At 65.9% G+C, this 13082-nt stretch carries 8 protein-coding genes; 3 read left to right on the plus strand and 5 right to left on the minus strand.

Translation table 11 applies throughout. The annotated features are described in order from the left end of the window. Positions 1–15: 15 nt before the first annotated feature. Complete coding sequence (locus AB0O71_RS14605; protein WP_363746463.1) at positions 16–2460, minus strand: glycosyltransferase family 2 protein; 2445 nt, start codon at positions 2458–2460, stop codon at positions 16–18. Positions 2461–2678: 218 nt separating this feature from the next. Between AB0O71_RS14605 and AB0O71_RS14610 the strand changes: the two genes are divergently transcribed. Continuing rightward, entirely contained in the window at positions 2679–4307 is a 1629-nt protein-coding gene (locus tag AB0O71_RS14610; RefSeq protein WP_363746465.1) for a glycosyl hydrolase family 18, read from the plus strand. 64 nt (positions 4308–4371) lie between these two features. Here the strand turns inward: AB0O71_RS14610 and AB0O71_RS14615 are convergent, their stop codons facing one another. From AB0O71_RS14615 to AB0O71_RS14625, 3 genes are all read right to left on the minus strand, one after another. Beyond that, a complete protein-coding gene (locus tag AB0O71_RS14615) occupies positions 4372–6963 on the minus strand; it encodes a DUF3516 domain-containing protein (RefSeq protein ID WP_363746467.1) in 2592 nt (863 codons plus the stop codon). After that, positions 6960–8393 carry a DUF2130 domain-containing protein gene (locus tag AB0O71_RS14620; protein ID WP_363746469.1) on the minus strand — a complete coding sequence of 478 codons (1434 nt, stop codon included), beginning with the start codon at positions 8391–8393 and terminating at the stop codon, positions 6960–6962. Before AB0O71_RS14620 ends, AB0O71_RS14615 begins: the two co-directional genes overlap by 4 nt. Positions 8394–8519: 126 nt before the next feature. Further along, positions 8520–10394, minus strand: a complete 1875-nt coding sequence (locus AB0O71_RS14625; protein ID WP_363746479.1) for an ABC transporter ATP-binding protein — start codon at positions 10392–10394, stop codon at positions 8520–8522. A 104-nt stretch (positions 10395–10498) separates the two neighbouring features. Here AB0O71_RS14625 and AB0O71_RS14630 point away from each other — a divergent pair, with 104 nt between their 5' ends. Further along, positions 10499–11584 (plus strand): NADH:flavin oxidoreductase/NADH oxidase, encoded by a 1086-nt coding sequence (locus tag AB0O71_RS14630; protein WP_363746471.1) that lies wholly within the window; start codon positions 10499–10501, stop codon positions 11582–11584. A gap of 24 nt (positions 11585–11608) precedes the next feature. On the opposite strand, the gene AB0O71_RS14635 is transcribed toward AB0O71_RS14630, so the two are convergent. Continuing rightward, positions 11609–12427: an SDR family NAD(P)-dependent oxidoreductase gene (locus AB0O71_RS14635; RefSeq protein ID WP_363746473.1), complete on the minus strand. Its 819-nt coding sequence runs from the start codon at positions 12425–12427 to the stop codon at positions 11609–11611. A 119-nt stretch (positions 12428–12546) separates the two neighbouring features. Here AB0O71_RS14635 and AB0O71_RS14640 point away from each other — a divergent pair, with 119 nt between their 5' ends. Next, the gene (locus tag AB0O71_RS14640) at positions 12547–13026 is read left to right on the plus strand and encodes a crosslink repair DNA glycosylase YcaQ family protein (protein ID WP_363746475.1); all 480 of its coding nucleotides are present in this window, start codon (positions 12547–12549) and stop codon (positions 13024–13026) included. Positions 13027–13082: the final 56 nt, after the last annotated feature.

Raw genomic sequence — 13082 nt, forward strand, 5'->3', positions numbered from 1 at the left:
CGGTCCGCCGCTGAACTAGGAGCGGGTCCGATCCACCGGTGTGCTCTCCTCGGTGGTCGGCACGATCACGGCCGTGACATCGGTCTTCGTGCTCGGCGCGGCGAGGGTGACCTCGTTCACGGCCGCCCGCGATCCACCGCCCGTGCTGAGCTCGGCCACTGCGGTGACCTCCTTGCGCACGCCGCCGAGACGTCGACGACGATCGCTCGTGCGCACGAGGTCGCGACGCAGGCGCCGGTCGCCGTGATAGAGGATCGCCTGCCAGTTGACCTCGGCATCAGGGTCGACGAGGCTCTTGCGCTTGGCCTTCGGCGGCTTCGGCGCGACGTACAACCAGCCGACCACGCCGAGCACCGCGTCGACGATCGCCGCACGAACGCCGATGTACGAGACGGCCGCCCAGGTCGCCATGACGGCGTTGAAGCCGGCGAAGACGAAGTTGCCCCAGTTGCCGAGATTGAAGTCGCGGTAAGCGGTGAGCACCGAGAACGCGATGATGACGAACGGCAGGATCACGTAGATCGCGGGCGACGCGGTGCGACCCGTGACCTTCGGCGTGCGCGCGAACGGAATCTTCTCGCCCGTGACGCCCTGCTGCATCGACTTCAGCACGCCCGCGAGGTTCACCGGCAGCAGCACGAGGTTGAAGCCGTAGATGCGGAAGATGTCGCTGAGACGGTGACCGCTCGCGCGCAGGTCGAGTGCCTGCGAGATGAAGTACGGCAACGCGGCGGCGACCACGAGCGGGCTGAGCAGACGCGAGTCGAACGGGAAGAAGAGGAGGAAGATGAGGCCGAAGCTCGCCCAGGCGAGCGACGACATGTAGTTCGTGCGCAGCAGCTTCTCGGTGAGCCGAACCCGAGCCGGAGTGCCTCGGCGAATGCGGATCATCTCGAACATCTTCGGCATGATCAGCAGGCCGCCGTTCGCCCAGCGGCGGCGCTGCACGATCAGAGACCCGAAGTCGGGCGGCGTCGCGCTGTAGCTCAGGCGCTCGGGGTAATTCTCGAGCGTCCATCCGTGCGCACCGAGATCGATGCTCGACTCCGTGTCTTCGATGACGGTGCGGTCTTGCACGTAGGTCGTGATCTCGAAGCCGCCCACGGTCTCGGTCACCGCGATGTCGGCGAGGGCCTCCTTGCGAATGACCGCGTTCGCGCCCACCCAGAAGGTGGCGTTGAAGTAGGTGAGCCCCTGGTGCTGAATGTGCTGCAGGTCGGTGGTCGCGCCCGCGATGCGCTCGATGCGGGTCGGGGCCCCGCGGAAGGAGGAGTACGGCGTCTGCGTCACCGCGACGCGCTCGTTCTCCGGCTGTTCGAGCAAGTACACGAGCCGCACGCAGTAGTCGCGCAGCAGCTGGGAGTCGGCGTCGAGCGTCAGCAGGTAGCGGCTGTCGGGAATAACGAGATCGGGTTCGTGCTCATCGCGGTCGCGAAGCGGCTCGAGCAGTTGCTCGCCCGTCTCGTCGGAGATCGTGTAGCGGCCGCCCATCAGCGAGATGTACGAGTTCAGGTTCATCGCCTTATTGGGCTCCTGCGAGAGCGAAGCGTACTTCTTGCGCTCGAAGGAGCTCATGTCGGCGCTGAAGATCCAGATGAGACGGCGATACAGCTGTTCGAGTCGCTCACGGTCAGGCGATCCGCCCTGCTCGTACGCGGCGTTGAGCGCGAGCCGCGTGAGGCGCAGATCGTTCGAGAGTCCCAGCAGCACCTGTTCTGCGAAGAACTCGGCCATGTGGTCTTCGATCTTCTCAGCTGCGGCGAGCTCGTCCAGCCAGGTCGCGGCCGCGGCATAGGCGTCGGCGGCGCGCTTCGCGTCTTCGGGGCCGGGAACCTCGGGGGTCAACTCCTGGAACACCCGCATCGCTTCGTGCGACTGCTGCAAGGGAGCCTCGAGCGCTTCGGCGATCTCGCCGAGCAGCCCGCGGGTCTGATTGAGGCGGTCGAGGGCCGCCCCCTCGAGACCGGTGTCTTTGTCGTCGATGAGCAGCACCACGCGTACTGAGGGGAACTCCTGGAGCGCGGCGGACCAGAGCGTGTATCGAACGACCTCCGGCTCTTCGTCATAGCTCGGGATCAGCACGGTGACATCGGCGTCGGACTCGGCGAAGTGCTCGTCGATGAGCGCGCGCTCAACGCGACGATGCTCGCGGAAGCGCACGAGCGCGCCGTATCGCGCGGTCAGATACATGAGTGCCGAGAACGTCAGCGCGGTCACGGTCAGGCCGTAGATCCAGGTCTGCACATGGAAGATGAACGACTCGGTCGGCCCCTCGATGACCATGCGCACGATCGTGGTGATCATGTAGATGAACCAGGCGAGCACCGTGATGACCATGGCGGCGCGCGCCCAGATGACGGCTCCACCGCTCGGACGCGAATGCATGATCGCCAGCGGCTCGGAGCGCCGTTCCGCGCCCCACTGTCGACGTCGCGACGACGCAGTTGTTTCCTCAGCCACCCAAACCCCCGTTTGATACCTGTGTCCGCACTTCGATCCACCCACGGGCGTGACAGGCACTCGGGGGTCGCTTTGCGGGTGAATCCTCCCAAAGAACCCGAAATGAGTCGGATTGCCGAGGGAAAGCGTGTTGACGCTCGTATAGCATAGCTGATGGACAAGACCGATACAGGTGGTATCCCAGAACCATCGGGCGAGGGCATGGGCGAGGGGCTGTAATGGCAAAGTGGTATCCGGGCAGAAAACTGTCTCTGGCGCGTCTCAGCATCGTGCTGGTCGTGCTCGCGGGGCTCGTCGGCGGCGGCGTGTACACCTGGTCGCGGGTGCAAGACGTGCAGGTGGCGACTGAGCGCACGCCGTGGTTCGACTCCTATGTCGACGTGACGGCAACGCCGTCGTTTCCCTTCGAGTCGCCCGGCGAGAACGGGCAGAAGAACGTCGTGCTGTCGTTCATCGTCGCGGCGCCCGACGACGTCTGCAGCCCATCCTGGGGCGGGTACTACGACATGGACCAGGCGGAGAACTCGCTCGATCTCGATCGCAAGTTGCAGCGCCTGCGCAATCTGGGAGGATCAGCGATGGTCTCGTTCGGAGGCCAGGCAAACCACGACATCGCCTACGAGTGCGACGATCAGGGCAAGCTCGTCGACGGCTACACCAGCGTCGTCGAGCGCTACGACCTCGCGAGCATCGACATGGACATCGAAGGCGCATTCCTCTCGGACGAGGACGGCATCGCGCGCCAGGCCGAGGCTATCGGCACCGTGCAGGACGGGCGCGAGAAGGGCCTCGACGTCTGGCTGACCCTTCCCGTCGCACCCGACGGGCTCACCTTCGAAGGTCTGCAGGCGATTCGCACGTACCTCAAGGCGGGCGTCGATCTCGCGGGCGTCAACGTCATGACGATGAACTACAACTCCGAGACCGAGAAGGAGTTCTACCCCGCGGTAGAGAGCAGCCTCGAGGCGACCCAGTCGCAGCTGCGTTCGCTCTACCAGGAGATCGATGCCCCGATCGGCGAGGCGACGGCGTGGAGCCGTGTTGCGGCGACGCCCATGATCGGGCAGAACGACACCCGAAAAGACATCTTCACGATCGCCGATGCCGAGAAGCTCTCGGCGTTCGCAGATGATCGGGGAATGGCACGCCTGTCGATGTGGTCGCTCAACCGCGATCAGCAGTGCTCGGCGAACTGGCCGGATCCGAAGCAGGTCTCCGATTCGTGCAGCGGCGTGGTGCAGGAGAAGGGCGACTTCTCGAAGATCTTGCGTGAGCACCGCACCGGTGCGATCTCGCAAGTCGCGGAAGAGGTCGAAAACGACGGGCCTGTCGAGCTCGTCGAAGACGACCCCGAGACCAGCCCGTACCCGATTTGGAGCGAGACCACCTCGTACCCGGCCGAGACGAAGGTCGTCTGGCACCGCAACGTCTACGAGGCCAAGTGGTGGACCGAGGGCGACCAGCCTGACCTGGCCGCCGAGAACGGTTCGCAGCCATGGACACTGCTCGGGCCGGTGCTGCCCGGCGAGAAGCCGATCGAACGTCCGAAGCTGCCAGCCGACGCGTACCCCGACTGGGACTCAGCGAAGGAGTACCGGCGCGGCGAGCGCGTCATCTTCGACGGTGACGGCTTCGAGGCCAAGTGGTACTCGCTCGGAGACAGCCCCGATGCGGCGCTCGTACAGCCCCAGGAGTCGCCGTGGCGCGTACTCACCGATGCCGAAATCGCGGAGGTGACGGGCTCGTCGAACGAGGCATCGACCGGCGCGAACGGCTCGGGCGCCGCCGTGCAGGCGGATGCCTCGAGTGACGCGACAGCAGACGCGGCCGGCGACGACGGGCCGTAATCGAGCGCTCGGTGAGGATCACGAAGCGGGGCCGGTGCAGTGCGCACCGACCCCGCTTCGTCGTTCACCCGGCGAACGGCCCCACGCGCTCGACGCGCACGATGGGTTCGCCCTCCGCTTCGGATTCGGCGAGGTCGACCGACCCCTCGATCGCCCAGTCGTGGTCGCCGTTCGGATCGAGCAGCACCTGGCGGAATCGCCAGAAACCCTCGGGCGCGCTGCTCTGGTCGAGTTCGAGCAGAGCAGCGGCGCGAGCGTCGGCATCGACGCGGATGTCGTCGTACTCGTCGAAATACTCGGCGAGAGCATCGCGCCATTTCTGCTCGCCGAAACCGCGAGCTGCATCGAGTTCGGCCAGCTCGCCGTAACGCTCGAATGAGGCGGCCTGCACGCGGCGGAACAGCGCGTTGCGCAGCATGACGAGAAAGGCGCGCTGATTGGTGAGCACCGACCGCGTCGGGGGTGCGAGCGCGACAGCCGCATCCGCTCCATCGGCATCGAGTCCGAGCAGTGCCCGCGCCTTGCGGTGCGCCTCGGGGTCGGGGTTCGAGAGTTCCGCCCACTCGTCGATGAGGCTGGAGTCGACCTGACGCACGAGTTCGCCCAGCCAGTCGATGAGTTCTTCCAGCTCGGGATTCTTCGCGCGCTCGGGCACCGTGCGCTCGATAGCGCGGTAGGCATCGCTGAGATACCGGAGCACGCCGCCTTCCGATCGCCCGAGCTGGTAGAAGGACACCAGGTCGCGGAATCCGAACGCCCGCTCGATCATGTCGCGCACTACAGACTTCGGCCGCAGCGCGAAGTCCCGGGCCCACGGCACCTCGGCGACGTACTCGATGAACGCTTCGTCGAGCAGTTCTTTGAGCGGTTGTGGGTGGGTCACCGCTTCAAGCAGCTCCATGCGCTCGTCGTACTCGATGCCCTCGGCCTTCATCACCGCGACGGCCTCTCCACGGGCCTTGTGCTCCTGAGCGCGCACGATCGCTCGCGGGTCTTCGAGCGTCGCCTCGATGATCGAGATCACGTCGAGCGCATAGGTCTCGGAGTCGGGATCGAGCAGTTCGATCGCGGCCAGCGCGAACGGTGAGAGCGGCTGGTTCAGCGCGAAGTTCGACTGCAGCTCAACGGTGAGCCGCAGAAGTCGCTGACCCCGCCCATCGACGTGCACCTCGACGATGCCGCCCCGCCGAAGCGTGCGGAAGATCCCGATCGCCGTTCGTGCGTGGGCGTATTGCGCGGCTCGCGGCTCGTGACTGTCGAAGACGAGGGTGCGCATGGTCTCGAGCGCGTCGCCTTCGCGAGCTTCGCCTCGACCGATCACGCCGAGCACCATCGAGTGCGTGACGCGCATGCGACTGACCAACGGCTCGGGCTGCGATCCGACCAGCTTCTCGAGGGTGTTCTCGCTCCACGCGACGAATCCTTGCGGAGGCGACTTCTTCTTCGCCGGCTTGGATTTCTTGCCACCGCTCGCCTTCGCAGCCGCCTTTGCTGCGGACTTCGCGTTCTCGACCTCGTGCTCCGGCGCGAGCGCGACGACGTCGCCCTCGGTGTCGAACCCGGCTCTGCCCGCGCGGCCGGCGATCTGATGGAACTCGCGAGCCGAGAGCCGGCGCATCTTCTCGCCGTCGAACTTCGTGAGTGCCGTGATGACCACCGTGCGGATCGGCACGTTGATGCCGACCCCGAGCGTGTCGGTGCCGCAGATCACGCGGAGCAGGCCGCGCTGCGCGAGTTGCTCCACCAATCGGCGATAGCGCGGCAGCATCCCGGCGTGATGCACGCCGATTCCCGAACGCACCAAACGCGAGAGCGTGGTGCCGAAGCCCGTTGAGAAGCGGAAGTCGCCGATCGCGGCAGCGATCTCGTCGCGTCCGGCGCGGTCGACGATGCGGATGCTCGAGAGCGCCTGCGCCTGCTCGACGGCGTGGGATTGGTTGAAGTGCACCAGGTAGGCGGGCGTCTGACGCTCCTCGATCAGGTGCTCGACGACCTCGTGCGCCGGCGCCACTTCGTAGGAGAAGGTGAGCGGCACGGGGCGCTCCACACCTGTGACGAGCGCCGTGTCTCGCTCCGTGCGACGCGAGAGATCATCGGCCAGCTCGGATACGTCTCCCAGGGTCGCCGACATGAGCAAGAACTGGGCGTCGTTCATGAGGAGCAACGGCACCTGCCACGCCCATCCGCGGTCGGGCTCGGCGTAGAAGTGGAACTCATCCATCACCACCTGCGTCACGTCTCCCGCAGTGCGATCGCGAATGGCGAGGTTCGCGAGGATCTCAGCGGTGCAACACAGGATCGGCGCATCGGGATTGATCGACGTATCGCCGGTGACCATGCCGACGCGGTCGGCGCCGAAGACGTCGACGAGGTCGAAGAACTTCTCGCTCACGAGCGCCTTGATCGGCGCCGTGTAGACCGTGCGCCGCCCTTCGGCGAGCGCGATGAAGTGCGCGCCGATGGCGACGAGCGACTTTCCCGTTCCCGTTGGCGTCGCGAGGATGACGTTGCTGCCGAGGGCGATGCCGAGCACCGCTTCCTCCTGCGCCGGGTACAGGCGCAGGGCACGCTGCTCCCACGCCCACTCTTCGAACGCGGCGTATGCCTCGTCGGATTCCGCGAAGTGCCTCGTGTTGAGAATCATTCCCAGGTTCATGTATGCGCGCTCCGGCCGGCCTCTGCGCCCGTGGCCGCGTCGCCGCGTTCCAGCTCAGCGAACTTCGTTTGCATCGTCGGATTTCCCCGCGTCAGCTTCTTGATGGTGACTCCCTGCGCCTTGTCATTGGCGAGCCGCAGGTTGTTCTCGGATTTCAGCAGGTTGTCTTTGACCTTCTGCATCTCGGTGATCGAGGTATCGATGCGCTTGATCGCCTCTTGGAACTGTCGCGATGCGAGGTCGTAATTGCGCCCGAACGCGTCCTTGAAGCTGTCGAGTTCGCTCTCGAAGTGCGTGATGTCGATGTTCTGCGACTTCACCTGCTCGAGCTCCGCCTTGTATTTGAGGGAGTTGAGCGCCGCATTGCGCAGTAGCGTGATCAGCGGAATGAAGAACTGCGGCCTGATGACGTACATCTTCGGATACCGGTGCGAGACGTCGACGATGCCTCCGTTGTAGAGCTCGCTCTCGGGCTCGAGCAGCGACACGAGCACCGCGTACTCGCATCCCTTTTCGCGGCGGTCCTTGTCGAGCTCCTTCAAGAAGTCCTCATTGCGATGCTTCGTCGCGGTGCCGTCCGACTCATTCTTCATCTCGAACATGATCGACACGATCTCGATACCGCTGATATCGAGATCTTTGAAGATGTAATCACCCTTACTGCCGGTACGCGCGTCGTTGTCCTTCTCGAAGTACGCGTTGGGAAATGCGGTGGCCCTGATCTGGTTGAACGTCACCTCGCAGTGCTGCTCGAGGGTCTCCCCCACCATCTTGGTCGAGAGCCGCGCCTTGAAGTCCTTCAGCCGCTCGATCTCCCCGTCGCGATCCCTGAGCTGCAGCTCGTGGTACTCCTTGAGCGAGCGTTCCGCGAGCTGCTTCTCAAGCGCCGCGCGCTCCAGACCGTTCTTGAGTTCATCCCGCTCTCGCGCGACAGCCCCCACGGCCTCCGAGATCTCGAGCTTCTGCGCCAGCTCCAGCGAAGCGAGTGTGGCACGCAGCTCCTGCAACTCCGATTCCTGCGCGGCCGCCCGCTGCTGCGCCTCTGCGGCGAGCTTGGCCTCGGCGAGCTCGATCGCCGCCTGCTGCTCGCGCTTCGACTGAGCCAGCTCGTTCGCCAAAGCATCGCGGTCCTTCTCGACCGCGCCGAGCGCCTCGGCCACCGCGAGTTTCTGCGCCGTGGCACTCGCTTCGACCCGCGCCTGAAGCTGCTGGATCTCCGCTTCCTTCGCTGCTTCGGCCTGCTGCATTCGACTTGCAGCCGCCGCCTCCGCCAACTGCACGGCCTGCCGCTTGTCTTGCTCTGCGAGCGCCAGGCGTTCGTGCAACTGCGCTTCGAACTCGCTGTCGCGCACCTGCTTCACGATGTCGGCGTACCCCGCCTCATCGACGGTGAACGCCTTCTGGCAGTGCGGGCACATGATCTCGTGCACGAGGGCCTCCTTCACGAACTCACAAGCGGTCTCCGGGCGGTCTCCGGGCGGGCGGCGACACACCACAAGACTGTCATAGACCTCGGACATTGGCCGCGGCCGGGCGAGTCCGGCCCGGTGTCGGCACTATCCCACGACGTCGAGCTCGCGGAGTCGTTTGCGATCCGATTTCGCCGGAGAGGCCTGCAGCGCGAGCAGTTCGGCGTAGATTCCACCCGATGCGGCGAGCTCGGCGGGCGAGCCGATCTCATCGATGCGCCCGTTGCGCAGGGTGATGATGCGATCGACCTCGGCGATCGTCGACAGCCGGTGCGCGATGATGAGGGTCGTGCGCCCGACCATCAGGTCTTCGAGCCCGGCCTGCACCAACCGCTCCGATTTGGTGTCGAGCGCCGAGGTCGCCTCGTCGAGCACCAGAATCGGCGCATCTTTCAGCATGGCCCGCGCCACGGCGATGCGCTGCTTCTGACCTCCCGAAAGCTTCATGCCGCGTTCGCCGATCAGCGTGTCGTAGCCCTGCGCGAATTTCTGCACGAATACGTCGACGGCTGCGCGCCGAGCCACTGCTTCGATCTCCTCACGAGTCGCCTCCGGCCGGCCGTACGCGATGTTCTCGGCGATCGTGCCCGAGAACAGCGCCGGCTCCTGAAACACCACGCCGATCTCGCGACGCAGCGAGTCGAGGGCCGATCCCGAGCCGGCGACCGCGATCGTGCCCGATCTCACGCCGTAGAGCCCCATGAGCAGGTTGGTGAGCGTCGTCTTGCCTCCACCCGATTCGCCCACGAATGCGACGCGCTCCCCCGGTGCGACCTCGAACGAGATGTCGGAGAGCACGTTCGCGTCGTCGTCGTAGCCGAAGTGCACCCCGCGGAACGCGACCGCAGGTTCGGGTGTGGAATCGGATACCGATTCAGGATCAGCAGTGCTCTCGCCGCGCGCCCCGGGCTCGTTGCCCTGCTCCAGAGCAACCGGGCGCGATCCCCCACCGTCGATGCTCGCTGGATCGAGATCCATCACCTCGAAGTACGACTTCGACCCCGCGATCGCGCGCTGCGCGGTATCGACCACCCAGCTCAGACTCGTGACCGGCTGCCGCGCCATCGACATCAGCTGCACCAGCATCACCATCTCGCCGAGGGAGAAGAAGCCGAGCACCGTGCGCACGAAGATGATCGTGTAGAGCCCGAAGAAGATGACGTGAAGCACGCCCTGGCGCAGCGCATCCATGCGATGCCAGTGCTTGGACTGCTCGTCGGTGAGTGCCTCGGTCGACCGGAAACGCTCGCTGAAGGCGCTGAGTTCGCGCCGCTCGGTCACGAAGGACTTGACGACGCGCATCTGCCCGACAACCTCGGCGAAACGGCCGGAGGCGACATCGACGTGCCCGTTCTTGTCGCCCTCGAGTCGCTGCCACTTCCGACTCGTCAACGCGGTGAGCCACAGGTACACCGGGTAGGCGATCGCGAGGAGCACGGCGAGCGGCCAGTAGTACCAGGCGCTGATCGCGAGCACCGCGATGGTGGTCAGCATCATGGTGACGAACATGTTCGAGAACGACTTCATGAAGTTCGTGACCTCTGAGATCGACCGATTGAGGCGCGCCACGATGGTGCCCGTGAGTTCGTTGTCGTAATAGCGCTGCGGCAGCGCGAGCAGCTGTTCGAAGTAGCGAGTCGAGAGAATGGTGCGCATCTTCGCGCTCATCACGTCGCCCCAGTATCCTCCGAGATTGCCCACCCCTGCCTCGATCAGGCTGACGGCGAGCAGCGCCGCGGCGAGCAGGATCACCGAGCCGATCGCCGCCGAAACCACGTCGGGTGCTGCGCCGCCGCCGCTCGCCGCGTTGCCCAGCGCACCAGAGATGACGTCGGTCGCCCGGCCCGTGATGAACGGGACCGCGAGACCGGCCGCCGTGACGACCGCCGCCGCGATCATGATGCCGGCGTAATAGGGCGCGAGCGATCGCGTGAACTTCAGAATGCGGATCAGCACGGTCACGTCGGGGGCGCCTCCATCGATGGTGTCGAAAGGTGCAACGTACCACTCACTGTTCTTCTTCCCCGCATCGTGAATGTCGCATGCCGGGAGTAGGCTCACTGGCTATGGCAGATCCACTCCTCTTCCGCTCGTTCACACTCCGCGATCTCGAGATCCGCAATCGACTCTGGGTGGCGCCGATGTGCCAGTACTCGGTCGAGACGGAGGACGGCAACGTCGGTGACTGGCACCTGCAGCACCTCGGCGGGTTCGCGCGCGGCGGCGCCGGCCTCGTCTTCATGGAGGCGACGGCTGTGGCGCCCGAGGGTCGTATCAGCCCCCGCTGCCCCGGTATCTGGGCCGACACGCAGCTTCCGCCGCTCAAGCGCATCGTCGACGCGGTTCACGCGCACGGCGCGAAGATCGGCATCCAGTTGGCGCACGCCGGCCGCAAGGGATCGACGTATCCTTCGCTCCCGGGATTCGCCGATGGTTCGGTTCCGGTCGCAGACGGCGGATGGGAGACCGTTGCGCCATCGGCGCTCAGCTTTGGTGACTTTGCGGAGCCTCGCGCGCTCGAAACGGCCGAGATCGCCGAGCTGGTGCAGTCGTTCGTCGACGCGGCGAGCCGCGCGGTGGCCGCCGGGTTCGATGTCGTCGAGATTCACGCCGCACACGGCTACCTCATCCACGAGTTCCTCTCACCCTTCTCCAACGAGCGCACCGATGCGTACGGCGGCGATCTCGCCGCGCGAGCGCTGTTGCTCCGAGAAATCGTGCGCGCCATTCGCGCGGCCCACCCGCAGCTGCCGATCGTGGTGCGCGTCTCGGCGACCGAGTGGCTCGACGGCGGATTCGACGCGGCCGAAGCGGCCCGCGTGACGACCTGGCTCGCGGAGGACGGGGCCGATCTCGTCGACACCTCGACGGCCGGCAATACGCCGGGCGCTCCGATTCCGGTGGGCCCGTCGTACCAGGTGCCGCTCGCAGCGCAGCTGCGGAAGACCGGCGCCCTTCCCATCAGCGCGGTCGGGCTCATCACGAGCGCGGAGCAGGCGGAGGGAATTCTCGCCACCGGGCAGGCCGACATCATCTCGCTCGGGCGCCCACTGCTCACCAACCCGCACTTGCCGATCTCATGGGCGCATGAGCTGCGCGCTCCGTCGGCAGACGCGCTCGTACCGCCGCAGTACGCACGAGCGCGGTTCTAGTCGGTTCGCGGCGCCCGGGCTGCCCTACACGAGCGCTGCGGACTGCTCCCACAACTCGCGCGCGAGTTCAGGGTCATGCACCTCAGGGCTCACCTTTGCTGCGATCGCCCGAGACTCGTAGTACGCCCCGGGCTCGAACGTGGAACCTGGCTGGCCTTCGGCGAGCCACACGAGCTGATCGGCGCCCTTCTCCGCACTGATCGTGAACAGTCGCTTCAGCGGGCTGTGGTAGATGAGCCGCATGAGGTGCGTCGTGTCGCTCGCGAAGCTGCTCGCCACCACGCCCGGATGGAATGCGACGGCGAAGATGCCCTGGTCGCCGTACCGGCGCTGCAGTTCCGAGGTGTACAGAATATTGGCGAGCTTGCCGTTGCCGTACGCACGCTGGGGCGCATATTGCTGTGCGTTCTGCAGATCGGTGATGTCGAAACGACTGAAGGCGCGCGCGGCGAGGCTCGCCGTTTGAATGACGGTCGCACCTCCGGCGGTGAGCGCCGGCATCAGCAGGGACGTGAGCAGAAACGGGGCGAGGTGATTGACCTGAAACGTCTTCTCGTATCCATCGACCGTGAGCGCACGATCGCCCATGATGCCCCCGGCGTTGTTCGCGAGCACATCGATGCTGCGGTACTCGTCGAGCAGCGCTGCGGCGAGCGCACGCACCTGCGAGAGATCGGCGAAATCGGCGAGGAAGTACGGGGCGCCCAGCTCAGCTGCGATTGCCCGTGTTTTTTCAGGTGAGCGTCCGACGAGCACCACCGTATGTCCATCGCGGTGCAACTGACGCGCGGCGGCCGCCCCGATGCCGTCGCTCGCGCCGGTGATGATGATGGTCTTCGCCATGGATGCTCCGCTCAGTCGCTCCGGGCGGCGAGGCGTCGCACGGGGTGATTCCAGGGTAGCGAGGCTGCCCCTTGCACCGCGCTGGTCTGCGTGTCGGCGCTGCGCCCTACACTGAGCGCATGAGCGAGTTCCTCTCCCTCGAAGATGTGCTCCGCTTGCGCATGTTCGCACTCGGTTTGAGCGACACGAGTTGGCCGCGCACGCTCGAAGCATCGACCTGCGCCCAACGCATCGCCGGCGTCGCGCACCGCATGCTCGCGCTGCAGGGACAGGACTGGCGATCCGCCCGCTGGGCGCTAGGCTCGCGGGCGCCCGGCGCCACCGTCGCTGACGTCGAGGCGGCGTTCGCCGAGCGCCGTATTGTGCGGTCGTGGCCGATGCGCGGCACCGTGCACGTGGTCGCTGCCGAAGACATCGGGTGGATGCAACAGGCGGCCAACCACCGAGTGCTTGCGGGCGCCCCGAAGCGGCGAGCGTTTCTCGGCATGAGCGACGCCGCGCTCGAACGGCTCGTCGACACCTCGCTGCTCGCACTCGACGAGTCGGGGCCCGCCGGGCTCGGCGGATTCAAGGGGTGGTCGCAACACCGATTGAACTAGACAAGTTCTAGCAGACGCTCGGCTGGAGTTTTCCAGCCGAGCGTTTTGCGTGGGCG

This window comes from Leucobacter sp. NPDC077196 (assembly GCF_040687075.1).
Lineage (GTDB): Bacteria > Actinomycetota > Actinomycetes > Actinomycetales > Microbacteriaceae > Leucobacter.